Consider the following 26,178-nt stretch of genomic DNA (forward strand, 5'->3'; position numbering starts at 1 on the left):
GGGCACCCTGCGCGGCGCACTCCGGTGGCCTTCGCCACCTCCGGGTGCGTTGAGGGCTGACCGGGCTTTTCGACAGGGCATCCATGCCCTGATCGAAAAGGCGGGGGCGTCCTGCCCCCGTCCCGCTTCGCGGGCCTGATCGTCCAGCCCTCACCGCCGCGAAGGGAACCCGGCAGATCAAGAGCGCTACGGAGCGTCGCTTCGCTCGCTCCTGTTTGGTTTTCGCCTCGGTCCATCACTTCTCCTTCTCCCCTCCGGGGAGAAGGCGGGATGAGGGGCGGGGGCTTGCGAAAACGTCCCCTTCGCTCTTTCTTTAATCACCATCCCCCACCACTCCCTCCAACCGCCCACCCCTCATCCCCAACCGCTCGTCACACAACGCACGACCGCCCACCTCCCCGCTCCTAGCCTCGCATCACTCCCCGACGAGGCTTTCCCATGCGCCGCTTGTTGCCGTTCGCTCTTCTGCTCGCTTTCAGCGGCGCTGTCGTCGCCGCCAATGACCGTCCTTCGCCCACGCTGTTCGCTCCGGGGGTGATTTCGAGTGCGGGCGATGAAGGGCCCGCTGCATTCATGCCTGATGGGAAGACGGTGTACTTCTCGCGGGGCGTGGATGATCGCTACGCCATCCTGGAGTCGCGTCGCGAAGGGAATGGCTGGTCCTCGCCGAAGACGGCGCCGTTCTCGGGGCGTTGGCGCGATGCCGATGCGGCGATGGCGCCGGATGGTTCGTTTCTGGTGTTCGCGTCCAATCGCCCGGCCGACGGCAAGGGCGCGCCGCTCGATGCGGTACGCGAAGGGCAGCGTTATCCGGGCAAGGGCATGAACCTGTGGCGGGTGGCGCGGCGTGGGGATGGCTGGGGGGAGCCGGAGCGGTTGCCGGATGCGGTCAACACCTGTGCCTCGGTATTCGCGCCCAGTGTGGGAGCGGACGGCACGCTCTACTACATCGGTTGCGGCGCGGACGGGAAGCTTGCGCTGTTGCGATCGACACGGCGTGACGGCCGCTATCAAGCCGCTGAAACGGTTGCGCTGGGGACGGCGGACATGACCGTCCGCGACCCGGCGATCGCCCGCGACGGTTCGTTCATCGTGGCCAGCATCAAGCGTTCGAAGATGCAGTCGTATCGGTTGGCGATCGCCTTTGCCACGCCGGAAGGCTGGAGCATGCCGCAGGATCTCGGCGAGGTGGTCAATGCCGGCAGCCACGCGATGGGCGCGCAGCTGGGGGCGGACGGTCGCACGCTCTATTACCTCAGCGACCGCCGCGTTTCCGGCGAGACGGCGGACTGGAACAAGGAGGGGGACAACCTCTGGCAGGTCAGCCTGGAGCCGTGGCTGGACGTGCACGCGCGCGACGGCGCGCCGGTCGCCGGCCCTTGGGAACGCGCGGGCGATGCCTCTCCGGCGTTCGCTCCTGACGGACACTCCGTGGTGTTCGCGCGCGGCACCAGCCCGGCCGTGCGGCTTTACCAATCTACACGGAACGGCGACGGCTGGTCGCCCGCCCAGGCGCTGCCGTTCTCCACGCAATGGCAGGACATCGAGCCCGCCATGGCGCCGGACGGCTCGTCGCTGATCTTCATTTCCAACCGGCCCGAGCAGGAAGGCGGCGCGGCGCTGGACGGCTTCTTCAACGGCCAGCGCTTCCCTGGACGCGGCGGCAACTTGTGGCAGGTGGCGCGCACGAAGGACGGATGGAGCGCGCCGCGGCGCCTGCCCTCGTCGCTCAATACCAATTCCTCCGTGTTCGCGCCCGCGCTGGCCGCGGACGGCACGCTGTACTTCATGCGCACCGATCCGGATGCCGAGGGCAAGGGTGCGTTCCGGCTCTTCCGCAGCCGCTACGCCGGCGGGCAATACCAGGCGCCGCAACCGCTGCTCTTCAGCGATGGCGTGACCGGCGATTTCGATCCGGCGGTGGCGCCCGACCAGTCCTTCATCGTCTTCAGCTCGCAGCGCATGCCGTCCACGGCGGCCGGCAGCGAGCTGTTCATCGCCTTCGCGCGCGGCGATGGCTGGAGTGCACCGCAGCCGCTGGGCGTGGCCGGCATCGAGGCGCGGCTGTCGCCCGACCGTTCGACGCTCTACTACAACGCCCCCGACCGCCGGGTGCACGCGTTCGCCCTGGCCGCGTGGCTGGCGAAGCACGCGCCGGTGGCGGCAACGCCGTAGGCCGTGCGGCACTACCGGCCGGGCCGGCGACCGCCGCACACTGCGCGGGTGCCGGCCCCGCCCCTGCCGATGAGGTATCCGTGTCCGTCCGTGTGAGTCCGCGCCGCATGGCGATCCAGTTCGGCCTGTGGACCCTGCTGGCCGCGTCCTACACGCTGAGCGGCGGCCTGTCGCAGATAAGCGAGGGCCAGGCGCCGAACTGGTGGCGGGTCGGCGTGTGGAATGCCAGCGACTTCTACCTGTGGATGCTGCTGGTGCCGCTGGTCGCCTGGCTGGGCCGCCAGGCCGCGGACGGCGGCTGGAAGCGCTTCGCCGCGGTGCACGTGCCCGCGGGGCTGGCGGTGGCGCTGCTCCAGCTGTTGGCCCACCTGGCGATCTTCTGGAACGTGTGCGGCCCCGGCCGTGCGCCGGTGAGCAGCTTCGGCGGCTTTCTGCGTATGCAGTTCGCCTACAGCTATCACTTCGCCCTGCTGCTGTACTGGGTGATCCTGGTGGTGCTGCGCGGGATCGAATCGCAGCGCCGCCTGCGCGACGAACGCCTGCGCAGCACGCAGCTGGAGTCTCAACTGGCGCATGCGCAACTGCGCACGCTGCGCGTGCAGCTGCAGCCGCACTTCCTGTTCAACACGCTCAACGCGATCTCCGCGCTGGCGCTGGCCGATCCGCACCAGGCGCGCCTGATGATCTCCCGCCTCAGCGACCTGCTGCGCCTGACGCTCGAAGAGCGCCACGCACTGGAAGTGCCGCTCTCGCAAGAGTTGGAGTTGCTGCGCTGCTACCTGGACATCCAGCAGGTGCGCTTCCAGGACCGCCTCAGCACGCAGGTGGACGTGGACGCCGATACCGTGCGCGCGGCCGTGCCCAGCATGATCCTGCAGCCGCTGGTGGAGAACGCGCTGCGCCACGGCCTGCTCGACAAGCCCGAGCCGGGTCGGCTGCAGATCGTCAGCCGGCGCGAAGGCGCACAGCTGTACCTGCGCGTGGACGACGACGGCCTGGGCCTGCCCGAGGGCATGGCCGAGGGCCTGGGCCTGGGCAATACGCGCGCGCGGCTGAAAGTGCTGTTCGGCGACGCCGCCAGCGTGGCGCTCGCGCGCCGGGCGGAGGGCGGCACGCGCGTCGAGCTGCGTTTCCCGTTCCGTGAATACACGGCGGAGCATGCGGCATGAGCGTTCCGCCGATCCGCACCCTGCTGGTGGACGACGAAGTGCTGGCGCGGCTCGCCCTGCGCCAGGCGCTGGCCGCGCACCCGGACATCCAGATCGTGGGCGAATGCGGCAACGCGCACGAGGCGCTGCAGGCGATCGCCGCGCTGGAGCCGGCGCTGGTGTTCCTGGACATCCGCATGCCCGGCATGGACGGCTTCAAGCTGCTGCACAAACTCAAGCCGGAGACGCTGCCGATGGTGGTGTTCGCCACGGCTTACGGCCAGCATGCGCTGCGCGCCTTCGATGCCGATGCGGTCGATTACGTGCTCAAGCCGATCGATCAGGCACGCTTCGACCAGGCCGTGGCACGCGTACGCCGGCTGTGGGCAGGCCTGCACGTCGCGGTGGCGCCGGCCGGCACGGCCGCCCCGGCGCCACCGCCCGCGCATGCCCAGCGCATCAGCGTGCGCGTCGGCGAGAGCATGCGCATCGTCGCCACTGAAGACATCGACTGGATCCGTGCGGACGGCAACTACGTGCACATCCACGTCGCCGGGGCGCGCTATCTCCATCGCGAAACGCTTAGCCATCTACTTGAAACGCTCGATCCCCAGCGTTTCTTGCGCATCCATCGCGGCACGCTGGTAAACGTGGACCGTATCCGCGAGATCCATCCGCTTTTCCAGGGCAATGCCGAGGTCGTGCTGCGCGATGGCACGCGCCTGGCCCTGAGCCGGCGCTTCCGCGCGCAGGCACGACAGGCGCTGGGCATGAGCTGAGCGACGGCGGATCGGCGCCGCCTGTCCCGCCGCGGCGACCGCTCGTCACAGACCTGGCGCGCCGCCAGGCGCGTGCGCGCATCGTGGACGCAGGCCGTTCCGGCCTGTCCATCCACGGAGTCGACATGAAGTTGCAAACCCTAGCCTGGGCCACCGCATTCGCGCTGGGACTGATGGAACCGGTCAAGGCCGCCGAGCTGCTCGGTCCAGGCGTCATCTCTACCGGGCTGCAGGAAACCACCGCCGCGTTCTCGCCGGATGGCGCGACCCTGCTGTTCCTGCGCTCGGACTTCGCGGAGAAGGACGACACCATTTTGATCTCGCATCGCCGGGGCGATGGCTGGTCCGCGCCGGAAGTGGCACCGTTCTCCGGCCAGTGGCACGACTCGGAGCCGGCGTTCGCGCCGGACGGCAAGCGCGTGTTCTTCGTTTCCAACCGCCCGCAGCGCGCGGGTGACACTCCCGTGACGGCCGAGATGGGCGGCCAGCGCTTCGCCGGCACGAACCTCTGGTACGTGGAACGAAAGGCTGGCGGCGGCTGGGGCGAACCGGTGCACGTGGACGGCGCCCACAACGACGGCGCGATGATCTACAACCCCTCGGTGGCAGCGAACGGCGACGTGTACTTTTCCGCGCACCGGGCCGATAGCGGCAAGTTCTACCAGGTGTACGTGATCCATCCGGCGGGCCAGGGTTATACGGCGCCTGAGCGCGTCGACCTGGGCGACGCCGAACACAACCGGATGGACCCGTGTATCGATCCCAAGGGACGCTTCCTTCTGTATGCAGGCAACGAAGGCGATTCGCTGGGCAGCGCGGACATCTATATCGCCTTCCGCCAGGCGGATGGCCGCTGGGGCAAGCCTGAGCACCTCGGCGGCGAGGTCAATACACCGTCGCTGGAGAACGCGCCGACGCTGGGCCGCGGCTTCGGGGAGCTGTACGTGTCGAGCAACCGCCAGGAGGAGGTGCGCTTTCCCAAGCCGCACGACGACATCGGGTCGCTGCAGAAGCGGCTCAATGGGCCGCTCAATGGCTCGCGCAATATCTGGCGCGTGGATATCGCGGATGTGTTGCGTACGCATGGGGTTGGCGGGTGATGCTGTTTTTGTGTTTGTTGTGGGGGTTGTGGGGTGTCGCGTTGGGGGTGAGTGTTGGGGTGGTGTGTGCTTGCCTGCGGGGAGGTGCTTGTTTTTCGTCTCGCTCTGTCACTTGATGGTGGTTCCGGCGTAGGCCGGATGGAGCGCGTAGGTTGGGGTGAGCTTGCGAACCCCAACGGGCGCTAAGGGGTGCGTCGCGCTCACCTGCTCCGTCATTCCGGTGCAAGGCCGGACGGAGCGCGTCGTGCGGAGAACGCCCGGAGGGCGGCCCTGAAGGGGCGGGCGCAGCGAGTCATCCCAGTGGCGACGCCGCTCGGTAATCGGCGAGGTGGTCGCTAGTCTTGTCTCGCCCCTCGCGGGGCGAGGGGTTTCGCTCTCCTGCCGGAGAGCGAGTTACTTCTTCTTTGCTTGCCCAAAGAAGAAGTAACCAAGAAGAAAAGGCACCCTGCGCGGCGCCCTCCGCAGCCTAGGCTGCTCCGGGTGCGTTGAGGGCTGGCCGGGCTTTTCGATCGGGCATCCCTGCCCGAATCGAAAAGGCGGGGACGTCCTGTCCCCGCCCGCCTGCGGCGGCCTGACCGTCCAGCCCTCACCGCCGCGAAGGGAACCCGGTAGATCAAGAGCACTACGGAGCGTCGCTTTGCTCGCTCTTGCTTTTTATTTGCCGCGGTACCGCACTTCTCCTTCTCCCCTCTGGGGAGAAGGCGGGATGAGGGGCCGATGCTTGCGATAACGTATCGAACGCAAAACACGACCCGCTCTTCCGCAGAGCGCGCGTAGCTTGGGCGGCCTGCGCCTCTTGCCCTGGTCGGACTTGAGTGATTTGCGCTGCCTCCGCCGGCTCAGTCCGCTCACAGCTCTCCGACGCCGTCTTCGTATAGTCGGAGGGAACGAACGGGAAACTGGCCATGAATGCGAGTTACGGGCGCTTTGCCGTGATGGTCGCGGTGTCGACGGTGCTGATGTTCGTGCTGATGTATTTCAACACTTACGCACTGGACCATGTGTACTGGAGCCAGACGCGTGCCTGGATGGCGCTGGTGATGGGGGCGGTGATGGCGGTGGTCATGCTGCTTTTCATGTGGGACATGTATCCGGGACGCGGCGCCAAGTTCGGGATTCTTGCGGGGGCAGTGGTGGTCTTTGCGGGAGCCTTGTCGCTGGTGCGCAGTCAGGCCACGGTGGATGACGTCGATTGGATGCGCGCGATGATCCCGCACCATTCCATCGCCATCCTCACCAGCAGGCACGCGCACATCGAAGATCCGCGCGTGCGGAAGCTCGCGGACGAAATCATTTCGTCGCAGGAGCGGGAGATCGGTGAGATGAAGGCGCTCATCCGCGATCTGCGCGAGCACCCGGAGCAGGCGCAGAAGCACGCTGCCGCGGCCAGCGAGCACTAGCCTCCGCGGCCGGCCAGCTGATTGGAGACGACTTCGCCTACGTAGGCGAGCAGCGGCGCGGCTTCCGTCAGCGTCAGGCTTACCGGCTCGGCGTTCTCGTCCAGCACCCCGAGCGTGAACTCCAGGTCGTCGCACAGATCGCCTACGCCCAGTTCCGAAGGTTGTTGGTGCAGGCTGCGGGGGTTGAGTACGGTCCAGTACAGCGGTTGTTCGATGGCCACCTCGCGCACCCCGGCTTCCAGGATGTGGTCGAAGAGGCGATTGACCGCCTGCTGTAGCCTGGCGATGTCGATGACCGCACGGTCTTTATCCATGGCGTGTTCCCCCTGAGCCGGGGTCCAGCCTAGGCCTCGGCGCGTGAACCTCGTGTGCGCGTCACAGGCGGTGTCGCCGGCCGTCGACCCGTTGCCGCGGCGGCAGCCGGACGAACGCACGTGCGACGGGCCGCGGCGCGATCCTGATCCCCTAGCCTGGAACCAGGCCCGCCAACCCGCCCCGCCGCTATGCTTGGGCATCGCGACCGGCAAGGGCCGAAGGAAGGGGGAAAGGATGGGGATCCTGGATCTGTTCCGGCGCCAGCTGACGCCGGAGCGCTTCGCCGCGCAGGTAAGCAGGCAACTGGCCAGGACACGCCCCGGCTGGCGCGGCGATTACGACCAAGCGCTGTTCTGCTTGCATGTATCCGACGCTGCGGGCAGCCGGGGCATGATCCATCTGTACAACGCCCATGCTGATGCCTGCCGTCAGCCGCCATCGCGGCGCGCCCAGGTGATCGAGCGCTATCTCAGCGCGTTCCTGGATACCGCCACCGCGGATGTCGACAAGTCCCCTGCCCGGCTGTTGCCGATCGTGCGCTTCCGCGCAGTCTTCGAAAGCACGCCGCTGCTGCACCGCGTCTCCGGCCATGCTTTCGACGCCTCGCTCGCCGTTCCCTACCGGCCTTTGGCGGGCGATCTGGCGGTCGCACTGGGCCTGGACCGGGAGCATTCGATCGCCACCGTCAACCGCGGCCAGCTCGATGCCTGGGGCATGGATTTCGAGACCGCCCTGGTGCAGGCGATCGCCAACCTCCGTGAGCGCAGCACCGGCGCATTCGAGGCGGTGGGCAACGTCCTGGTTTCGCCATGGCGGGACACCTACGACGCCTCGCGTCTCCTGCTGGAGGACCTGCTCTACCGGTTGCCGCTCAAGGGCGACCCGGTGATCGCACTGCCATCGCGCGACGTCCTGCTGGTGACCGGCAGCAAGGATGAACGCGGCCTGGCCGAACTGGCGCGCATGACGATGGCGGTGCTCCACGACGAGACCCGTCCGCTTTCGGAACAGCCGCTGGTGCTGCGGGATGGGCAATGGCTGACTTTCGAGAGCGCGGAGCCTTGTCCCGACGAGCCGCTGGAAGCCAGGTATCGGCGCGTGCTGGGCTTTCACCAGGATCAGAAGGAGATGCTGGACAAGGTTCACGAGCGCGACGGCATCGATCTGTTCGTCGCCAGCTACCGCGTCTATCGCGACGAGGCGAGCGGCCGGTTCACCAGTTCGGCACAATGGACGCGTGGCGTCGCCACGCTATTGCCACGCGCGGAGCAGCTGTGGCTCCACTGCGATCGCGACGGCGAATTGCTGGTCGTTCCCTGGGCAGACGCCGAAATGGTGCTCGGTGGTTTCCAGGCGCAGCCTGAGCTCTATCCGGAGCGTTTCCTGGTCACGGATTTCCCGACCGACGAACAGCTACGCCGTTTGCGCGCGTACGCTTCCAAAGTATGGACGGTTCCGCGCGAAACGAAGTGATCGCATTCCCGCCGATGAACGTGATGGAAACGCGAAAACGAGTGCGCGCCAATCGCCAACGGCGCGAAAATGCCATGAGCGGCATCGCGTTTTGTCGCGCGCTTATGTCTCGCCGGGGTTGACGAAGCACGGCGTGAGCAACATTCCATCGCCGCAATGTTTCGCGCCTGATGTCAACCTATCCGAGCCGCCTTTCGCACCGCGTCGCCATCGGCGCAACCTTCTCGGACATTTCACGCGACTGACCCTAAGTTGCCACGGAATCGGGGAGACGGGTGTCACGGCGAACATGGAATTCAGGCTGGGATGGTTGGGGCGGCAATGGGCGGTCGCCATCATCTATGGCATCGCGTACATGCTGTTGCGCAAAGCCGGCTTTGCGCATTTTGTGCCGGCCAGTGGCCTGAAACTGGCGGTGCTCCTGTTGATGCCGCGCCGGTACTGGCCCGCGCTCCTGGTGAGCGAAACCCTGCTGCTGATGTTCGACCTGTATGACGGCATCGGTGCGTTCGGCTGGGCGTTCTATGTAGCCTCCATCCTTCCGCCCATCGCACTGCTGATGATGGTGGTCGGGCTGTGCCAGGACCGCCTGCCCGGCCTGGTGTTTCCGGACATCCATCTGGGCAGCGTGCTGGTATGCATCTTCGGCGCGAGCGTGCTGCTGGTGGCCGACGGCTTGATGGTGGCCTCGCTGATGCCTGAAGCGGCTCGGCTGGGCCGCAAGCCGCTCACGGATCTGGTCTCCGATTATTTCCTCGGCACCTACAGCGGCATGCTCGCGGTGGTGCCGCTGGCGCTCGCCGGTGCGCAGCAATGGCACCAGCACCGTTCGCTGCGCGGCGTGTGGCGCGAGAACCAGCCACTGTTGCAGGCGGCGCTGATCACGCTCGCCGCGGTGGGCATCGAGGTGCTGGTCCTGGCCGGCACGGACGACGCCATGCTGCGCTTCACCGGCCAGGCGGTGCTGTTCGTGCCCACGGCCTACTTTGCCATCACCTGGGGCTGGCGCGGCGCGGCGGTGATCGGCGCGATCGCCAGCTTCGGCATCGTGGCCCTGATGCCGGCGATGTTCGACATCGCCACGCTGATGACCCAGACCATGATGGCGCTGTTCCTGACCATCTCCACCGTGCTGGGCATGCAGACTACGCGTCTCAAGCACGCGCTGGCGGCGGTGGACGACCAGATGGACAAGGCGCGGCTGGAGCAGCATCTGGCCGAGATGAAGTTGCAGCGCAGCTCCTTCGAACTGGCTTACGTGAGCGGCGAATTGGCGCGCGCGCACCGGCACCTGCTGATCCAGCTCGACCATTCGCCCAACCGCGGCGAGGTGGACAGCTACAAACGCGCTTTGACCATGACCACCTCGCGCCTGAAGGAACTGGCCGACGCGCTGTCGCCGCCGATGGGCGCGAGCCACCCCAACGCACTGGCGGAAGGGCCGCTCGCGCAGGTGCTGGAAAGCTTCGGCATCGATTACCAGGCCGACGTGCAAGGCCATTGGAGCCGGTTGCCGCGCAACACGCTGTCCCTGCTCTATCGGCTGGCCTGCGAGGCGGCCTCGTACCTGCTCAAGGAATGCCCCAGCGATCGCATCGTGCTGTCCACCGATACGCGGACCAGCGACGATGGCACCCTCATCCACCTGAGGGTGAGCAGCGAGGGCGCACCGGTCGCGCCGCCATCGCCGGATAAAGTCACCAAGGGCTTGGGCACGCTGGGTCTGGGCCTTTCAGAGTTGCGCCTGCGCGCCCAGCTGTTCAATGGCGACGTGACCGTGGATGGGCGCGCCATCCAGGTCACGTTGCGGCAGGAACTTACTGTCCCTCGATTCGGTTGATCGGACAGCTGTTGGGGTCTTCCTTGCAATTCGACTCTTCCTGCGGCGTCAGCATGCGCGTCTGCGGCGCGATGCGATTGATCGGGCAGCTGTTGGGGTCTTCCTTGCAGTTGGATGCTTCATCGGCCGGCAGCAGGCTCGCGCCCGGCGCCGACAAGGTGTCGATCCGGTTGATCGGGCAGCTGTTGGGGTCTTCCTTGCAATTGGACGCGTCGTCTGCCGAGGCATAGCGCCCCGAGGCCGTTTCATCGGACAGGGTCCAGACCTGCTGGCCGCCATCGTCCACGCCAACGCTCAGCCTGACTTGCGCGTCCCGATAGACCACCTCGGAACCGCGGATCGCCCCCACCGCTAGCGGCGCGTCAGGCGTGGAGACACGCTCGGCGTCGCTACCCATCGGCAAGACCAGATGCACGCCCGCCGCCACGGCGACGCCGGCACGCACGCGTCCCGCGGCGTCGTTGACCTGGACGTATTCGATCCCGTCCTTGACGAAGGTATAGACGTGCCAGCGCGGACTGAGCGAGCGATCCACCGTCGACGGCGCAACACTGCCCATCCCCTGCCCCGATGCCGGAGCGGCCGCGCACACGACCGAGCCGCAACTCAAAAGGACACCCCATGCGAGATAACGCAGCTTCATCGTCGTGATTCTCCCTGTTGGCAATGCACCCCTGCGGTGTCGTCTCATCGTGACGAAGCCATCGTGACGGCCGGGTGAGAAGCAGGCATACAAAAGGGTGTGCGAAGTGCAGCGAACGTCGGCGTTTAGGAGGGGTTTTGCATGCCAACTGCCGGGTGAAACGTGGCGGGAACGTTTACGTTGGGAAGTTTTGGCGGCGTAGGGAGATGTGTTCGAGTGTGTTGAGCCGTGGGTATGGATGAGAGTGCTATGTGGGTGTGGCAGCTTTTGCCTGGAAGTGATCGCAAGCCCCGCCCCCTCATCCCGCCTTCTCCCCGGCGGGGAGAAGGAGAAGTGGCGTACCGAGGCAAGCAGCCAGCCATCAAGCAAGAGCGAGCGAAGCGATGCTCCGTGTCGCTCTTGATCTTCCGGGTTCCCTTCGCGGCGGTGAGGGCTGGACGATCAGGCCGCCGAAGGCGGGCGGGGACAGGACGTCCCCGCCTTTTCGATCAGGGCAAGGATGCCCTGTCGAAAAGCCCGGCCAGCCCTCAACGCACCCGCAGCAGCGTAGGCTGCGGAGGGCGCCGCGCAGGGGGCCTTTTCTTCTTGGTTACTTCTCGAGGTCCCCCTTGAGGGGATTGGGCAAGCAAAGAAGAAGTAACTCGCTCTCCGGCAGGAGAGCGAAAGCCTCGCCCCGCGAGGGGCGAGACACGACTGGCCGTAAGGCGACAGCCGAGCCGTGACAAAGCGAAAAGCACAGCCTCATCGAGCGAAAACGGCCACGCAGACCTCAGCGCCGACGCCACCCCCACATACTCCCAAACACCCCATCCCTCCGCACCAACCCGTGATAAAGCGCCGCCCCAAGGTGCCCCACAAACACCACCAGCAACACCCCCGCCAACCACGCATGCAGATGACGCAACACCGCAAACGCCACCGCATTCGCCGGCAGAATCGAAGGAAGGCGCAGCGAATGACTCAGCATCACCGGGTATCCGCCCGCCGACAGCATCGCCCACCCCACCAGCGGCAACGCGAACATCAGCACGTAAAGCAACCAATGCGAGGCATGCGCGGCGAGCTTCTGCACGGCGGGGAGATCCGCAGGAAGCGGCGGCGGGGGATGGCGCAGGCGCACCGCGAGGCGGACCACCGCCAGCAGCAGGATCGCGATGCCCAGCGGCTTGTGCAGCCGCACCAGCCAGTCGTGGCGTTCGGAGACGGAAGCCACCATGCCCACGCCGACGAACAGCATGGTCACGATCATCGCCGCCATCAGCCCGTGCAGGATGCGGGCCGGCAACGCGAACATTCCGGTCGGGCGGTTCATCGGCGGGTCTCCTTCTCCATGGCGGCGGTGCCGGGCAGGTGCGCCTCCTCGCTGGTGCGGCGCAGGTACGAATCGGCATAGGCGGCCGAACGCGCGGGGAGCAGCGGATCGTCCGAAGCCTGGATGCCATTGGGCAGCACCAGCGGGTCATAGTTGACGTCCCGGCAGGGCCCGCTGTCCTGCGCTTCCGTGGCAGTGAGTTCGAGCGTGCCGGCGTCGATCTCGCGGCGCCCGGCCGGCCAGGCCTTGGTGGCGTCGTCGGTCGGGTCGCCCGGATCGGCCAGGGTCATCCACAGATGCCAGCGCAACGGCCCGGTGGCCAGGCGGCGGGAAAGATCGTCGGCGAGATAATCCGCACCCTGCCCCGCCACTCCGGCATCCGTCGTCTCCGGGACCATGCGCCAGCGCACCGCGTGGTGCCTGCCCTGCGCATCGACCAGCTCGAACGCGTTCAGACCCCAATAGGTATCCACGGCATAGCTCGCGGACGGCTTGGCCTGCTTGGCCCAGGCGCGGAATGCGCCGGTTTCCGGATGCGCGGCGAAGAACGCCGCAAGCCTGGCCGGATCGGGCTTGCCCGTCTTCGGATCGGGCTGCTGCGCCTGCAGCTGTTCGTAGAACGCCCGCGGCGTGGCGACGGGAAACACCGGCATGCTGTTCATGCCGGTGCGCCATTGCTGTCCGTTGGCCTGGGTGAAACGCAGCGCCATGCTACGGATCGGCACGCTGCTGTCCGGCGCATAGGGGTTGCCGCCGGGAAGCGCGAAGCGCCCGACCACAGGCACGCTGCCGCCAGCGAACACATCCGCTACGGAATACGGCTGCAAAGCGCCATTGCCCGTGAAATGGCCGGTCACGCACACGCCCTTGGCATGGTTGCGCCGGTATCCCGGGTGCACGCCGCCATTCGCCTGGAACTGGTCGATCAGCTTCTGCGCGGTGAGCCGCCCGGGCGCCAGCCAGCCGCCGGCATAGCCGACGCCCGCCAAGACCGCCAGGGGCACGCCGGCGACGACGCCGTAGCGCCACCATCCACGCGCACGCTGCCACATACGGCCTAGGCGGCCGCTCCGGTTCGATGACATGTCGCCCGCCTCGTGTGATCAGTACGGGGGAATCTTCGTACGGATAAGTCTGCTGGTTACACGCCGGACGACAGATGGCAAAAAAGAAGACCCCCTGACGGGGGCCTTTGGGAGTGCCTCGGAAGTAACCGCGAGGTTTCACTTTCGGGCGCAAAGATCCTCGGACAGCAGGCCCCGGATGTCCATCGAGAGCTCGTGAAGGATCGTCGCGAGGGCCTAATTCGCGTTCTGCGTCACGAATTCCGGCGCCGTGACGCTGCCCGCACGAACACTGACGGCGCCTTCACATCGCGCCCGGTATCTAAGGCGCGTCGGGACGGTCTTGACCCCCCTTTCAGCCCTCCCGACAGGCTATTTCCCAACGGATGGCCTGGCCCCCGCAAGGGGGCCATTTTTATGGGCGAATGGTTTTCCGCGAACGGACGCCCAGCTAGGCTGCATCTTCTATCGTTCACCCATTGCAAGGATTTTCCGGCCACCTGCGCGCACCTACAGGTTTGCTTCGTCGCTCGTAGTCCACGCCCGGCATACATCGGTGCACATGGATGCCCCAATGCGATGAGGCGGCGACACGGCGGCCTGGGAGGGAGTCCGTCGCGATCTTCGGAACCGTTAGGGCGCGGCGCAAAAACTCAAGGAACGGCCAGGAAGGCGGCGCATGCCTATGGCAAGGAGACCTCGCGCCAGGCTTGGGCCGCCGTGTCGAACGCCACTGAAGAGAAGCACGCGATGCCGCGCGGGCCGCCGGCCTTCGGCCGGGCAAGCGAATGCTTGGCAAAAAAAAGCCGCCGGGTGTGCCCCGGCGGCTCTCTAGGCGGAGACAGGTCCGCTTACTTCGTCTTTTCCTTCTCCATCAGCTTCGCCACCATGCTGGCCGGCACTTCCTCATAGTGGTCGAACTCCATGGTGAAGGTGCCGCGGCCGCTGGTCGCGGAGCGCAGGAAGTTGATGTAGCCGAACATCTCCGCCAGCGGCACATAGCCCTGCACGAAAGCATTGGTACCGCGCTGGCCCTGGTCGCTGACCGAGCCACGGCGGCGGTTGATGTCGCCGATCACGTCGCCGAGATAGTCGGCTTCGGTAACCACTTCGAGCTTCATCACCGGCTCCAGCAGCTTCGGGCTGGACAGCTTGTGCGCTTCGCGGAAGCAGGCGCGGGTGGCGATTTCGAACGCCAGCGCGGAGGAGTCCACGTCGTGGTACTTGCCGTCCACCAGGCGCGCCTTGAAGTCGAGCACTTCATAGCCGGCCACCTGGCCTTCGCGCGACTCGACCATCACCGCGTGTTCCACCGCCGGGATGTACTCGCGCGGCACGCGGCCGCCGACGATCTCGTCGGAGAACACCACGCCGCTGCCCGGCTCGCCCGGCTCGAAGATGATCTTCACTTCGGCGAACTGGCCCGAACCGCCCGACTGCTTCTTGTGCGTGTAAGTGTGTTCCACCGTCTTGCCGAACGCTTCGCGGAAGCTCACGCGCGGCTTGCCCATGTTGGCGTCCACGCCCAGCTCGGTGCGCATGCGGTCGATGGTGATTTCCAGGTGCAGCTCGCCCATGCCCTTGAGCACGGTCTCGCCGGTTTCCTTGTCCACTTCGAGCTTCAGCGACGGGTCGGCCTTCACCATCTTGTAGAGCGCGGTGGAGAGCTTGTCGATGTCGTTGCGGCTCTTCGGTTCCACCGCCACGCTGATCACCGGGTCGGGGAAGCGCATGCGCTCCAGCAGCACCGGATGGGCCGGATCGGTGAGCGAGTCGCCGGTCTCGGTTTCCTTCAGCGAGACGAAGGCGCAGATGTCGCCGGCGCGCACTTCCTCGATGTCCTTGGTGGCGTTGGCCTGCACTTCCACGATGCGGCCGATGCGCTCCTTCTTGCCGCGGGTGACGTTCTGCAGGGTGTCGCCCTTCTTGATCACGCCCGAGTAGATGCGGCAGAAGGTCAGGCTGCCGAACTGGTCGTTGATCACCTTGAAGGCCAGCAGGCGCGCCGGAGCGTCGTCCACCACGCCCTGTTCGCCGACGACGTGGCCGTCCTCGTCGACCAGCGCGATGCCGCCGTTCTCGCCCGGGTACGGCATGTAGTCGACCACGGCGTCGAGCAGCTGCTGCACGCCCTTGTTGCGGTAGGAGGAGCCGCAGAACACCGGCACCAGCTTGCCGGTCACGCAGCCCTTGCGGATGGCCTTCTTCATCAGCTCGAGGCTGAAGTCGCTGCTCTTGACGAAGGTCTCGACATCGCCGGCGTGCAGCAGCTTGTCGAAAGCCTCGTCGTCCATTTCCAGCGCGCGCTCGATGGTTTCCTCGCGCAGCTGCAGGAGGTTGGCCACCCACTCGCGGTCGCCCGCGGCGGAGAACTGGCACTTCGGATGGCTGGCGACCTGATCCAGCGGGATGGTTTCCCAGGTGCTGTCCTTGTCGTCGCCCTGCCAGACGTAGGCCACGCCGGCCACGAGATCGGCCATGCCGATGAACTCGTCGTGGCTGCCCAGCGGCACCTGGCACAGCAGCGCGTTGGCGCCCAGGCGGTTCTTGATGCCGTCCACGGCGTGCTTAAAGTTCGCGCCGATGCGGTCCATCTTGTTGATGTAGCACATGCGCGGCACGTTGTACTGGTCGGCCAGGCGCCAGTTGGTTTCCGTCTGCGGCTCGACGCCGGCCACGCCGTCGAACACCACCACGGCGCCGTCCAGCACGCGCAGCGAACGGTTCACCTCGATGGTGAAGTCCACGTGCCCGGGGGTGTCGATCACGTTGATCTGGTGGCCCTTCCACTCGGTCGACACGGCGGCCGACTGGATGGTGATGCCGCGCTTGCGCTCCTGCTCCAGATAGTCCGTGGTGGTGGAGCCCTTGCCGTCCTTGGTGTCGTGCACGTCCACGATCTGGTGCTTCTTGCCCGTGTAGTACAGGACGCGTTCGGTCGTGGTGGTCTTGCCGGCATCGATGTGAGCGATGATGCCGATGTTGCGGTAGAGCGAGAGCGGTTTCTGGCGTGCCATGCGGCCGGTTCCGAATAGGTAGGTGGATGGGCGGGTTGAATGGTTAGCCGCCTAATGTGGGGGGAAAGGCTTACAGAATCCAGTGGGGGCACGGCGATCTTGTGAAAAAGCCGGCAAGCGCCTGCCTCCTCCCCGGCCCCTCCGGGGGCCCCGAACCTACGTCCCCGTACGGGTAAAACGGCGCCAGTTGGCTAAAATGCCCCGTTTTCACGCCCCTAGACGGACCCGAGACTCGTGATCATCAACCCCAAGATCCGCGGCTTCATCTGCGTCACCGCCCACCCCACCGGCTGCCGGCAGAACGTGCTGGAACAGATCGAGATCACCCGGAAGGCGGGTGTTTCAGCCGCCGGCCCCAAGCGGGTCCTGGTCATCGGCGCCTCCACCGGCTACGGGCTGGCCTCGCGCATCACGGCGGCCTTCGGCTACGGCGCGGCCACCCTGGGCGTGTTCTTCGAGAAACCGTCGTCCGAGTCCAAGCCGGGCACCGCCGGCTGGTACAACGCCTGGGCCTTCGACGAGACGGCCAAGCAGGCCGGCCTCTACAGCAAGTCGATCAACGGCGACGCCTTCGCCGACGAGACCCGCGAACGGGCCATCGAGATCATCAAGAACGAGATGGGCGGCCCGATCGACCTGGTGGTCTATTCGCTGGCCTCCCCCGTGCGCAAGCTGCCGGGCAGCGGCGAGGTGGTGCGCTCGGCGCTCAAGACCGTCGGGGAAACCTTTACCGCCACTTCGGTGAACACCGACAAGGACGAGGTCATACAGGCCACGGTGGAGCCGGCGACCGAGCAGGAGATCAAGGACACCGTCACCGTGATGGGCGGCGAGGACTGGGCGCTGTGGATCGACGCCCTCAGCCGGGCCGGCGTGCTCGCACGGGACGCCAAGACCATCGCCTACAGCTACGTGGGCACCGAGATCACCTGGCCGATCTATTGGCACGGCACCCTGGGCAAGGCCAAGCAGCACCTGGACAACACCGCGCGCGAGCTGCGCCAGCGCCATCCCGGCCTGGATGCCCGCGTGGGCGTGATGAAGTCGGTGGTGACCCAGGCCAGCGCGGCCATTCCGGTGATCCCGCTGTACGTGTCGCTCGCCTTCCGCATCATGAAGCAGAAGGGCATTCATGAAGGCTGCATCGAGCAGGCCAACCGCCTGTTCCACCAGTTCATGTACCGCGAGGACGGCACGCCCGCACCGCTGGACGCCGAAGGCCGCCTGCGCCTGGACGACTGGGAGCTGCGCGAGGACGTGCAGCAGGCCTGCAAGGCCCTGTGGCCGACCGTGACCACGGCGAACCTGAAAGAAATTACCGATTACGAAGGCTTCAAGGCCGAGTTCCAGAAGCTGTTCGGCTTCGGCCGCAAGGACGTGGATTACGCGGCGGAGGTCAACCCCGACGTGCACTTCGACGTCGTGCAACTCTGACCCGTACCTCGATGGCCCGATCCAAGGCGCCTCCTTCAGGGAGGCGCCTTTTCTTTGCGCCTCAGGCAGCCGCGGTCGCCGTGGCTGAGTCCGTCCAGACTGAATGGATCCCGCATGCCCGGCTCCCTGCACCGAGGGCTAGGACTTATCTGAAAGAGCGCACGCCCGCCGCTTCCTAGACTGCTGCCGCCCCGTCCGCCTGGCTGTTTTGGACGGGGGCGCGCGGCCGGTCGATGCGGAGACGCACCCGCCCTGTCGCTCCATCAACGAACGGGAGCTATCGCATGGCAACGCACGGCATCTTGGCTTGGTTGGTCATCGGCGCGGTGGCCGGCTGGCTGGCGGGTCTGCTGGTCAAGGGAGGCGGTTTCGGCCTGCTGGTCGACATCGTGGTGGGAATCGTCGGCGCCTTCGTCGGCGGCTGGTTGTCTGGCGCTCTGGGTATCAGCTTCGGCGGCGGGCTGCTCGCCTCGATCATCACCGCGACGCTGGGTGCGGTGGCGCTGCTGTTCGTGCTGCGACTATTCCGACGCGCGTGAGCGCATCCGATGCGCGCGCCGCGGGGCGCGCGCCTCCTTGGGGGCAATGCATGCAAACCGTCGTTTTCCGCATCCAGGAAGACCACAACGGGCTCTGGAGCCTATGGACGGGCGATCTGGTGGTCTCGGCCGGACTGCGCCTGGGGCCAGCCATCAAACTGGCGCGCGCGCTTGCGCGCGAACGCTGCAGTGAGGACGCGCGCATCGAGCTGGTCAGCTGCGGTCATACCATCGCGGTCGACCGCTGCTGAGCGTGTTCAATAGAGGCGCTTGAGCGCCATCACTGCCCGGCGCAGCACGTCGCACAGTTCCGGGTCGACCGCGACCAGACGATCCTCCGTCCGCAACATCGCCAGCGTCATCTCGTCCCGCAGTGCGGGAGCTCCCCACTCTGCTTCCAGGATGCGCCGCAGCAGCGGCAGGCGGATCCTTGCCAACGAGACCGGGTCGTCCGGTTTCGCGTCGGCCGCGATCGCGGCCAGCTCGCGCCAAAGGGCCATGTCCTGTGGGCTGTGATAGGGGCGCACACGCGAATCGGCCACCAGGCGGAGTACGTCGGGAAGCAGTCGGCGTCGGGTGGGCCAGGCCATGGCGGCGGGCAGCGCGCTCAACGGGGCGGCTCCGCCGCGGGGACGGCGGCCAGGCCGGTGCGGCAGCCGATCCGTCCCTGGCTACCGACCGGTCGGGACCGGTCCCATGTCGTGCTGAAGATCCTGCTCATAACTACCTCTCGAACACCCTGGAGCAGCCGTGCCAGGCACAGGCCGTCCTTCGATCCGGAAGGCGGAAGCGTGCAAAGCCACCACCGAGCCGGTCCGGCGCCCGGTTCGGGAACGCCGCCGGCCGCCACTTCGCCTTCCACAAAACAGATCCCGGCACCCAGGCGCCAGGGGGCTAGAGCCTGGGGTACCGCCGACGTAGCCTCGCCGACACATACCGTCCTTGGTATGCGGGAAATCGGGTGCGGCGGGACCGGTCGGCCCCTGGAGGAAGCGATGCGAGCCCCGCTGCACTTGGCAGGGCTCATTGTGGTGATGGGCTGCGGCCTTAGAATCAGAAAAGTCCTAGAGCAACTGAAATGTGCTTTCAGTCACATCATTTAGGACAAAAGGCGTGCTAGCGCTCTTGAGGTATCAGGAGGCAAGCCGGCGGGCACCGACAGGATCGCGGAAGGATTCCGAGTGAAGCGGAGTTACAGCAAACCGCTGGAACGGGCGTAGTCGAACAGCTGCTTGTCGCCTTCCAGGCCGAGCTTGCGCATGGCATCGCGCTTCTGCTGGCTGATGGTCTTGACGCTGCGGCCGGTGCGCCGGGCGATTTCGGAGACGGTGACGCCCTGCGCCAGGAACCGCACCACTTCGGCCTCGCGCGGCGACAGCGCGCCGGTCTCCTCGCCGCCCTCGATCTGCCGGCGGGTGCGCTCGCTGAGGTAGGTACGGCCGGCCTTGATCATGTCGATGGCGAGCATCAGTTCCCGGGTCATCGCCATCTTGTCCACCACGCCGCGCACGCCCGCGGCGAGCATGCCCTGCACGAGGCCGGGATTGCTGAGCATGGTGAGTACCAGTACCGGCAGCGCCGGCCACGCCTCGATCACGCGCGTGAGCATGGCCAGGCCGTCTTCGTCGGGCTTGTCACCCGGCATGGCGAAGTCGGTGATCAACAGATCGCAGGGCTCGCGCTCCAGCAAGGCGAAGAGCTCTTTGCCGCTGCGCGCCTCGCCCACGATGCGGAAGCGGTCCCCGTAGCTCTGCAGAGCCGCCTTCAACCCCATCAGGACGACGGGATGATCGTCGGAAATGATGACCCTCAACGTACCTGCCCTTGCCTGGGGAATCCCTTCGCCGCCACGCCTGGCCGGCTCCTGCAGCCGGCGTGTCCGGTTTGTACCGGAGCGGCGGCAACAGTAGCATGAACGCGCAGCGAGGCATGGACAGCGGCCGCCTGCGCCACGGGGAACATTGCCAGAGCAGGCTGCGGGGACATCCGCGCTTGCCGCGCACCCGATCAGCACCGCGTCGCCAGGAGCGTCATGCCCACCACGCCCCGTCTTTCTCCTCCCAGGCCGGCGGCCGCCGCGCTCTCCCTGGCCTGGATCGACAACCAGGCGATCCCGGTAAGCGGCGCCACGCTGATGCTGGCCGCGCTGCTGATCCTGGTGGCGGTGGCCGCGCTGGCCCTGGCGTGGCGTCTGCAGCGACAGGCCGAAAAGCTGCGCGTCGCCGAAGCCGAACTGGCCATACAACATGCGTTCTCGCGCGACGCGCTCGATGCGCTGCCCTATCCCGTGCTGATCCTGGGCCCGGATGGCAGCGAAGCCGGCCTCAATGACGCCGCCCGCACCCATGCGGTCGCCGCCGATGCGATGCGGGCCGCTTTGCGGGAGCGGCCGGACGGCCCGTGGCCTGCCGAAATCGCCTACGCCGAGGAAGGCGCCGAGCGTCAGGCCCTCCTGTGGAAACAGCCGGTCGGGTCCGACGATGGCGTAAGCCGGACGCTGGCACTGATGCAGGACATCACCGCGTTCCGCGCTGCCGAGCGGATGGCCCAGGTGACCGACCGCGGGCTGCGCGAGGCCGTGCAGCATGTCCCGGTCGTGGTGTTCAACCTGCTGCGCGATGCGAGCGGCGTGCGGCACGTGACGTTCTCTGCCGGCGACGTGCGGGCATTGTTCGGCCTGGATGCCGCCGACCTGCTGGGCGACGGCGGCGTGCTGCAGGAGCGGCCGCTGAAGGAGCGCATCCATCCAGACGACGTGGATGCTTTCCTCCGGCTCATCGCACCGGTCGGTTCCGACTTGGCTCCGCGCTCGCTGGATTTCCGCGCCTTCGGCGCCGAAGGCCTGCGCTGGATCCACGGCATGCTCGCGCCGCGCGCCTTGCCGGGCGGCGAGCTCCGCCTCGCCGGCTATTTCATCGATACCACCGAACTTAACGCCCGCAACGAGGCACTGCGCATCGCGCGCGACGTGGCGGAGCGGGCATCCAAGGCCAAGGCGGATTTCCTCGCCACGATGAGCCACGAGATCCGCACGCCCATGAACGGCGTCATCGGCATGCTCGAGCTGCTCGGCCGCACGCCGGTCAACGCCGAGCAGCGTGAACTGCTGCGCGCCGTGGAGGACTCGGCCGGCGTTCTTCTGCAGGTACTCAACGACATCCTCGATTTCTCCAAGCTCGAAGCAGGCGACCTGCGCCTGGACGAGACTGCATTCGATCCGCGCGTGCTGGCCGACAACGTGGCGAGTGTGATGGCCGCCCGCGCACAGTCGAAGGGATTGGCGATCCGCCTCGCGGTGGATGCGACGGTGGCCGGCACGTTGCGTGGCGACAGCGTCCGCCTTCGGCAGATCCTGCTGAACTTGCTCAGCAACGCCATCAAGTTCACCGAACGCGGCAGTGTATCGATGCGCATGGTGGTGCTGAGCGACGACGGCGCGCGCCAGCAGTTGCGCATCGCCGTGACCGACACCGGCATCGGCATCCCGAAAGAACGGCAGGCCAATCTGTTCAGTCCGTTCACCCAGGCCGAAGCCTCCACCAGCCGGCGCTACGGCGGTACCGGCCTGGGGCTGGCGATCTGCCGGCATCTGGCCCAGCTGATGGACGGAACGATAGAGCTGAGCAGTGAGCCGGGAGCCGGCACGACTGTGGTCTTCGACGTGCGCCTGCCGGTGGAACGGCGCGAGGCTTCCGCGCCGGCATCGCTGCACGGTCGGCATGCGGTGGTACGCCTGTCCGCGACAGAAGCGGCGTCGGCCGTGGGTGAACACTTGAAGTCGCTGGGACTGACCGTGGAACTGGCACCGCCGGGGCAGCCCCTGCGCGAAGGCATGGCGGCCAGCCTGCTGTTCGTGGACCCGGGCGATCGCGACAGCGAGACGCGCTTGAGCTCGCACGTGGTCGCCGTGACCGACGATGCGGTGTCCTCCGGCGTGCAGCATCGTGACGAACGAACGTATCTGAGTGCCAACCCGTTGCGCTGGCAGGCGATGGTACGCGCATGCCTCACCGCCCTGGAGCTGCGCGACGACGAGGCGTACCTGCCCACCTCCGATCTGCAAGACGACGAACCGCCGGCCGGCCTGACGACCGCTTCCCCACGCGGCTTGTCGACGCATCGCGGATGCATCCTGGTCGCCGAGGATCATCCGGTCAGTCAGCAGCTGATCCGGCGGCAGCTGGCGGTGCTGGGGCTGGATTGCGACATCGTGGACAACGGCGTGGATGCGTTCGAAGCACTGTCCGGACACGATTACGCCCTGCTGCTCACCGACTGCAACATGCCGGGTATGAGCGGCTACGAACTGGCCACCGCGTGGCGCCGGCACGAAGTGCAAGGCGGCGCGGGTTCACGGCTGCCCATCATCGCGATGACCGCCAACGCACTGGCCGGTGAAGCGCTTCGCGTGCGCGAAGCGGGGATGGACGACGTGCTGGCCAAGCCGCTGCAGTTGTTGCCGCTGAGCCAGAAGCTTGGCCAGTGGCTACCTGCGGCGAACCTTGCTGCGCCGGCCTTGGGCACGGACAGGCAGGGCTCGGAAACCCACCCGCTCCTGCCCGGCATGAGCGGACCCGAAGACAGCCCCGCCCTGTATTCGGACATGCTGCTGGCCTTCACCAGCGCCAGCCACGACGACCTGGCGGAACTGCGGCGCAGCGTGGCGCACCGGGACCCGGCCGCCGCCGCGCTCAGCCTGCACCGGCTGCTCGGCGCCCTTCAGCTGTTCAGCGATGGCCCCGTACTGAGCCAAGGCCGACAATTGCTGGAAAACCTGCACGGGACGTCGGCACTGGACACCCTGCCCCGTCTGGCGCCCTTCGCCGAAGACGTGGAACGGCTGCTCACCAAGCTGAACCGGTCGCCAGCCGACCAGCGGGCCGGTTAGCTATTTTCCCCTGGGTTCGCAACAATAGGCGCCGTCTGAATTCCGCACAGTGGGTGGGTGACCGGACGAACCCATCCGCCTGGAAGGACCGCGCGGTGAGCGTCAGGGGGCGCAACAGGAAAGAGGTTTTCCCATGACATACAGGGTTTGGGGGCGGCCCAGGCTCCACCGCTGGTTGTTCGCCGTCCCGTTCGTTCTGGCTTTCGCCGCCACCGCCTTGCAGGCGGCTCCGTCTTCCGACTGGAGCTATCGCGTGCGCCCCAGGGACACGATCTGGGATCTCGCCGCCCGTTACCTGAAGGCGGACATTCCCTGGCAGAAGCTGCAGGACTACAACCAGGTCGACGATCCGCTGCACTTGCCACCGGGCATGACCGTCCGCATTCCCGTGGCCTGGCTGCGCCTGGAGCCGGCCAGGGCGAAAGTCGTCGCGATCATCGGCGACGCCACCGCGAAGAATGCGGAAAGCGGCCAGCCGGTGCCGGTGAAAGCCGGCATGAGCTTCGGCTACGGCACCAGCCTCGTCACCGGCAACGACACTAGCCTTACCCTGGAATTCGCGGATGGATCGCGCGTCCTGATGCAGGCCAACAGCGAATTGGCGCTCGACCGCCTGAGCGCCTATGGCGACACGGGCATGGTCGATACCCGGTTGCGCCTGCAGCGTGGCCGCGTCAATAGCGACGTGCATCCGCTCACCGGCAGCGCGGCGCGCTTCAGCGTCTCCACGCCGGGGACCATTTCGAGCGTGCGCGGCACCCACTTCCGAGTCGTCGCCGACCCCGACGCCAAGTCCGCGCGTACGGAAGTGACCGGCGGCAAGGTGGATGTCGGCGGGCAGAAGCGGCACGTGCTGGTGAAATCCGGCAGCGGCGTCGCCACGGCCGACGGTGCGGCACCTGGACGGCCCCAGGCGTTGCCCCCGGCGCCGGCGCTTCAGTGCCCCGACGGAGCGGTCAAGCAGTTTCCCTACGAGCTGCACTGGCCCGCGCTGGCCGGCGCACCGCGTTATCGCCTGCAGTTGGCGTCGAACGAAAAGTTCGAAGCGCTCCTGCTCGACCGCGTCGTCACGGCGAACTCGGTCACCCTGCCCGACCTGCCCGATGGGACGTACGCGGTGCGCGTGCGTGGCATCGACGCGGAAGGCCTGGAGGGCCTGGACGGCGTATGCCCGAACATATCCATTGACGGCACACCTCAACCGCCGCTGATCGTGTCCCCGCAACCCGGCAGCAAAGTGCGCGACAAGCGCCCGGAATTCCGCTGGACGGAGAGCACGCAGGCGGCATCCTACCGATGGCAGCTCGCCGCAGATGCGGACTTCGCACAAGTCCTCGCGGAGCAGCCGCAGGCGCGCGGCGATCACGTACGGCCCCCCCAGCCGCTTCCGCTGGGCCGTTATTACTGGCGGGTGGCGAGCCGCGACGGCACCGGCAAGGCAGGCCCTTACACGCATGCACTTGCGTTCGACCTGGTGGAAGAACCTCCGGTACCGGTGCCCGGGGAGCCCAAGCGCTCCAAGGGCGACCTCGTACTCAGCTGGCCGGAAGGCACGCCGGGCCAGCGGTACCACGTGCAGCTCGCGCGCGATCCGATGTTCCAGCAACCGGAGGTGGATGCAACCGTCGACAAGCCGGAACTCGATCTGAAACGGCTGAAGTCCGGCAAGTGGTACGTGCGCGTGCAGACGATCGATACCGACGGCTACGCCGGGCCTTGGAGCCCTGCGCAGAAAACCCGTATCTCCTGCGTATCCTGTCGCTGGGCCGCGGCGGGTGGCGGTGCTGCGCTGCTGTGGCTGGTGCTGTGAGGTCATGAGCGACCGCGTTGGCACACCTTCCCGGCGGTGGGCCGGCGCATGAGCGCAGTCGGGATGCTGGGGCGGGTACTGGGGTGGATGATCGGCGTGGCCGTACTCACCCTGGTACTCGCCAGCGGCGTGGCGATGCGTCTGGACAATGCGTTCTACGACACGCACATGCGCCACTGGGACTACCGCCCGGGTGATGCCGTGGTGATCGTCGCGATCGATCCGAAAAGCCTGGCGGCGGTGGGCAATTGGCCATGGCCGCGTGCGGTGCATGCCCGACTGCTGGATCGCCTGACCGAGGCCGGAGTGCGGGCCGTAGGCATGGATATCACCATGGCCGAGCCCGACCTGCGCCACCCCGAGAACGACGAAGCGCTCGCGGACGCGATGCGCCGCAATGGTCGCGTCGTCATGCCGGTATTTCCCGAGGCCGCGGAACTGGGCGGCACGCTGGAGGAAATGTTGCCCACTCCCGAACTTGCCGGCGCGGCAGCCGCCTTCGGACATGTCGACGCGGCCAAGGACGATGACGGTGTCGTCCGAGGCGCTTATCTCAAGGCCGGCCTGGGCAGCCCGTACTGGTCCGCGCTGGCGGTCGCTGTGCGGGATCTCGGCCAGCGGAGTGCCGGCGAACACGAACCGCTGAGCCTGCGCCGCTCGGTGCAGGAAGGGGCCTCTCCCTACCAATGGTTGCGCGACGACTACGTCATGCTTCACTTCGCCGGCCCCGCCGGCAGCTTCGATCAGGTCTCGTATGTCGACGTGCTCGAAGGACGCACGCCTGCTTCGCTGCTCAAGAACCGCTGGGTGCTGATCGGCGCAACGGCCGCCGGCCTCGGTGACCTGCTCGACACCTCAGCTTCCGGCGGAAACGAACGCATGCCCGGCGTGGAATACCAAGCGAACCTGCTGGAGTCGGTACAGGACAAGAACACGCTGGTGCCGCTGAATTTCTCCGGCCAGCTCATGATCGGCGCGGCAGTACTTGCGCTGCCCTTTCTGCTCTACGGATGGCCCGGCCTTCGCTCAGCCAAAGTAGTCGCCCTGGTCACCGCGATGGCGTGCCTGCTCCTCAGCGTGACCCTCCTGCGCGAGGCCGGCTGGTGGTGGCCGCCAACCGCGTGCCTGGCGGTGATTCTGGCGGGCACCGTGCTGATGTCGCTGATCGAAGGCGTGCGGCGGCACCGAAGTTGAGTCGCGTCTTCTTTAGGTAGAGCGCGGTCGGTGATTGCCGTCTGGGC

20 protein-coding genes are annotated in these 26,178 nt (G+C 66.9%); 13 read left to right on the forward strand and 7 right to left on the reverse strand.

All coding sequences use genetic code 11. The features are described 5' to 3' along the window. Window positions 1-438: 438 nt before the first annotated feature. The 5 genes from RKE25_RS14945 (at window position 439) to RKE25_RS14965 (ending at window position 6,602) form a co-directional block, all read left to right on the forward strand. Entirely contained in the window at window positions 439-2,175 is a 1,737-nt protein-coding gene (locus RKE25_RS14945) for a hypothetical protein (RefSeq protein WP_311838891.1), read from the forward strand. An 80-nt stretch (window positions 2,176-2,255) separates the two neighbouring features. Further along, window positions 2,256-3,344: a histidine kinase gene (locus RKE25_RS14950; protein ID WP_311838892.1), complete on the forward strand. Its 1,089-nt coding sequence runs from the start codon at window positions 2,256-2,258 to the stop codon at window positions 3,342-3,344. Continuing rightward, window positions 3,341-4,102, forward strand: coding sequence for a LytTR family transcriptional regulator DNA-binding domain-containing protein (locus RKE25_RS14955; RefSeq protein ID WP_311838893.1), 762 nt, complete (start codon window positions 3,341-3,343; stop codon window positions 4,100-4,102). The genes RKE25_RS14950 and RKE25_RS14955 overlap by 4 nt, the downstream gene beginning before the upstream one ends. Before the next feature lie 125 nt (window positions 4,103-4,227). Next, entirely contained in the window at window positions 4,228-5,202 is a 975-nt protein-coding gene (locus RKE25_RS14960) for a hypothetical protein (protein WP_311838894.1), read from the forward strand. Between the two features lie 905 nt (window positions 5,203-6,107). Further along, window positions 6,108-6,602 (forward strand): DUF305 domain-containing protein, encoded by a 495-nt coding sequence (locus tag RKE25_RS14965; RefSeq protein WP_311838895.1) that lies wholly within the window; start codon window positions 6,108-6,110, stop codon window positions 6,600-6,602. Here RKE25_RS14965 and RKE25_RS14970 read toward each other — a convergent pair. After that, the gene (locus tag RKE25_RS14970) at window positions 6,599-6,916 is read right to left on the reverse strand and encodes a hypothetical protein (protein WP_311838896.1); all 318 of its coding nucleotides are present in this window, start codon (window positions 6,914-6,916) and stop codon (window positions 6,599-6,601) included. The two genes, RKE25_RS14965 and RKE25_RS14970, sit on opposite strands and share 4 nt — an antisense overlap. A gap of 235 nt (window positions 6,917-7,151) precedes the next feature. Here RKE25_RS14970 and RKE25_RS14975 point away from each other — a divergent pair, with 235 nt between their 5' ends. Both RKE25_RS14975 and RKE25_RS14980 read left to right on the forward strand, forming a co-directional pair. Next, the gene (locus tag RKE25_RS14975) at window positions 7,152-8,390 is read left to right on the forward strand and encodes a DUF1444 family protein (protein WP_311838897.1); all 1,239 of its coding nucleotides are present in this window, start codon (window positions 7,152-7,154) and stop codon (window positions 8,388-8,390) included. A gap of 289 nt (window positions 8,391-8,679) precedes the next feature. After that, the gene (locus RKE25_RS14980) at window positions 8,680-10,230 is read left to right on the forward strand and encodes an MASE1 domain-containing protein (protein ID WP_311838898.1); all 1,551 of its coding nucleotides are present in this window, start codon (window positions 8,680-8,682) and stop codon (window positions 10,228-10,230) included. On the opposite strand, the gene RKE25_RS14985 is transcribed toward RKE25_RS14980, so the two are convergent. The 4 genes from RKE25_RS14985 to fusA form a co-directional block, all read right to left on the reverse strand. Then, window positions 10,208-10,873 carry a hypothetical protein gene (locus RKE25_RS14985; RefSeq protein WP_311838899.1) on the reverse strand — a complete coding sequence of 222 codons (666 nt, stop codon included), beginning with the start codon at window positions 10,871-10,873 and terminating at the stop codon, window positions 10,208-10,210. The two genes, RKE25_RS14980 and RKE25_RS14985, sit on opposite strands and share 23 nt — an antisense overlap. A gap of 769 nt (window positions 10,874-11,642) precedes the next feature. Continuing rightward, window positions 11,643-12,185, reverse strand: coding sequence for a cytochrome b/b6 domain-containing protein (locus RKE25_RS14990; protein WP_311838900.1), 543 nt, complete (start codon window positions 12,183-12,185; stop codon window positions 11,643-11,645). Further along, window positions 12,182-13,270 (reverse strand): catalase family peroxidase, encoded by a 1,089-nt coding sequence (locus tag RKE25_RS14995; RefSeq protein WP_311838901.1) that lies wholly within the window; start codon window positions 13,268-13,270, stop codon window positions 12,182-12,184. Before RKE25_RS14995 ends, RKE25_RS14990 begins: the two co-directional genes overlap by 4 nt. An 830-nt stretch (window positions 13,271-14,100) precedes the next feature. After that, entirely contained in the window at window positions 14,101-16,266 is a 2,166-nt protein-coding gene (gene fusA, locus RKE25_RS15000) for an elongation factor G (RefSeq protein WP_311838902.1), read from the reverse strand. 234 nt (window positions 16,267-16,500) lie between these two features. On the opposite strand from fusA, the gene fabV reads away from it, so the two are divergent. The 3 genes from fabV (at window position 16,501) to RKE25_RS15015 (ending at window position 18,490) form a co-directional block, all read left to right on the forward strand. Beyond that, a complete protein-coding gene (fabV, locus tag RKE25_RS15005; protein ID WP_311838903.1) occupies window positions 16,501-17,700 on the forward strand; it encodes an enoyl-ACP reductase FabV in 1,200 nt (399 codons plus the stop codon). A 284-nt stretch (window positions 17,701-17,984) separates the two neighbouring features. Continuing rightward, the gene (locus tag RKE25_RS15010; RefSeq protein WP_311838904.1) at window positions 17,985-18,239 is read left to right on the forward strand and encodes a GlsB/YeaQ/YmgE family stress response membrane protein; all 255 of its coding nucleotides are present in this window, start codon (window positions 17,985-17,987) and stop codon (window positions 18,237-18,239) included. Between the two features lie 50 nt (window positions 18,240-18,289). Beyond that, window positions 18,290-18,490, forward strand: a complete 201-nt coding sequence (locus tag RKE25_RS15015; RefSeq protein WP_311838905.1) for a hypothetical protein — start codon at window positions 18,290-18,292, stop codon at window positions 18,488-18,490. A gap of 6 nt (window positions 18,491-18,496) precedes the next feature. On the opposite strand, the gene RKE25_RS15020 is transcribed toward RKE25_RS15015, so the two are convergent. Together RKE25_RS15020 and RKE25_RS15025 are read right to left on the reverse strand one after the other, a co-directional pair. Further along, window positions 18,497-18,850, reverse strand: coding sequence for a hypothetical protein (locus RKE25_RS15020; protein WP_311838906.1), 354 nt, complete (start codon window positions 18,848-18,850; stop codon window positions 18,497-18,499). 581 nt (window positions 18,851-19,431) lie between these two features. Beyond that, window positions 19,432-20,052, reverse strand: a complete 621-nt coding sequence (locus RKE25_RS15025; RefSeq protein ID WP_311838907.1) for a response regulator transcription factor — start codon at window positions 20,050-20,052, stop codon at window positions 19,432-19,434. A 219-nt stretch (window positions 20,053-20,271) separates the two neighbouring features. Between RKE25_RS15025 and RKE25_RS15030 the strand changes: the two genes are divergently transcribed. The 3 genes from RKE25_RS15030 to RKE25_RS15040 all read left to right on the forward strand — a co-directional run bounded on the left by RKE25_RS15030 (window position 20,272) and on the right by RKE25_RS15040 (window position 26,131). After that, window positions 20,272-23,127: an ATP-binding protein gene (locus RKE25_RS15030; protein WP_311838908.1), complete on the forward strand. Its 2,856-nt coding sequence runs from the start codon at window positions 20,272-20,274 to the stop codon at window positions 23,125-23,127. 133 nt (window positions 23,128-23,260) lie between these two features. Next, the gene (locus tag RKE25_RS15035; protein ID WP_311838909.1) at window positions 23,261-24,937 is read left to right on the forward strand and encodes a FecR domain-containing protein; all 1,677 of its coding nucleotides are present in this window, start codon (window positions 23,261-23,263) and stop codon (window positions 24,935-24,937) included. A gap of 48 nt (window positions 24,938-24,985) precedes the next feature. Next, a complete protein-coding gene (locus RKE25_RS15040; protein ID WP_311838910.1) occupies window positions 24,986-26,131 on the forward strand; it encodes a CHASE2 domain-containing protein in 1,146 nt (381 codons plus the stop codon). Window positions 26,132-26,178 lie beyond the last annotated feature (47 nt).

The sequence above is a fragment of the Dyella sp. BiH032 genome, assembly GCF_031954525.1.
Lineage (GTDB): Bacteria > Pseudomonadota > Gammaproteobacteria > Xanthomonadales > Rhodanobacteraceae > Dyella_D.

Bases quoted from the DNA above. Each gene is read 5' to 3' on its own strand.
- RKE25_RS15030 (WP_311838908.1), top strand. From the start codon at position 20,272: ATGCCCACCACGCCCCGTCTTTCTCCTCCCAGGCCGGCGGCCGCCGCG.
- RKE25_RS15010 (WP_311838904.1), top strand. From the start codon at position 17,985: ATGGCAACGCACGGCATCTTGGCTTGGTTGGTCATCGGCGCGGTGGCC.
- RKE25_RS14955 (WP_311838893.1), top strand. From the start codon at position 3,341: ATGAGCGTTCCGCCGATCCGCACCCTGCTGGTGGACGACGAAGTGCTG.
- RKE25_RS14975 (WP_311838897.1), top strand. From the start codon at position 7,152: ATGGGGATCCTGGATCTGTTCCGGCGCCAGCTGACGCCGGAGCGCTTC.
- RKE25_RS14995 (WP_311838901.1), bottom strand. From the start codon at position 13,270: ATGTCATCGAACCGGAGCGGCCGCCTAGGCCGTATGTGGCAGCGTGCG.
- RKE25_RS15035 (WP_311838909.1), top strand. From the start codon at position 23,261: ATGACATACAGGGTTTGGGGGCGGCCCAGGCTCCACCGCTGGTTGTTC.
- RKE25_RS15040 (WP_311838910.1), top strand. From the start codon at position 24,986: ATGAGCGCAGTCGGGATGCTGGGGCGGGTACTGGGGTGGATGATCGGC.
- RKE25_RS14970 (WP_311838896.1), bottom strand. From the start codon at position 6,916: ATGGATAAAGACCGTGCGGTCATCGACATCGCCAGGCTACAGCAGGCG.
- RKE25_RS14945 (WP_311838891.1), top strand. From the start codon at position 439: ATGCGCCGCTTGTTGCCGTTCGCTCTTCTGCTCGCTTTCAGCGGCGCT.
- RKE25_RS14980 (WP_311838898.1), top strand. From the start codon at position 8,680: ATGGAATTCAGGCTGGGATGGTTGGGGCGGCAATGGGCGGTCGCCATC.
- RKE25_RS14985 (WP_311838899.1), bottom strand. From the start codon at position 10,873: ATGAAGCTGCGTTATCTCGCATGGGGTGTCCTTTTGAGTTGCGGCTCG.
- RKE25_RS14990 (WP_311838900.1), bottom strand. From the start codon at position 12,185: ATGAACCGCCCGACCGGAATGTTCGCGTTGCCGGCCCGCATCCTGCAC.
- RKE25_RS14965 (WP_311838895.1), top strand. From the start codon at position 6,108: ATGAATGCGAGTTACGGGCGCTTTGCCGTGATGGTCGCGGTGTCGACG.
- fusA (WP_311838902.1), bottom strand. From the start codon at position 16,266: ATGGCACGCCAGAAACCGCTCTCGCTCTACCGCAACATCGGCATCATC.
- RKE25_RS15015 (WP_311838905.1), top strand. From the start codon at position 18,290: ATGCAAACCGTCGTTTTCCGCATCCAGGAAGACCACAACGGGCTCTGG.
- RKE25_RS14960 (WP_311838894.1), top strand. From the start codon at position 4,228: ATGAAGTTGCAAACCCTAGCCTGGGCCACCGCATTCGCGCTGGGACTG.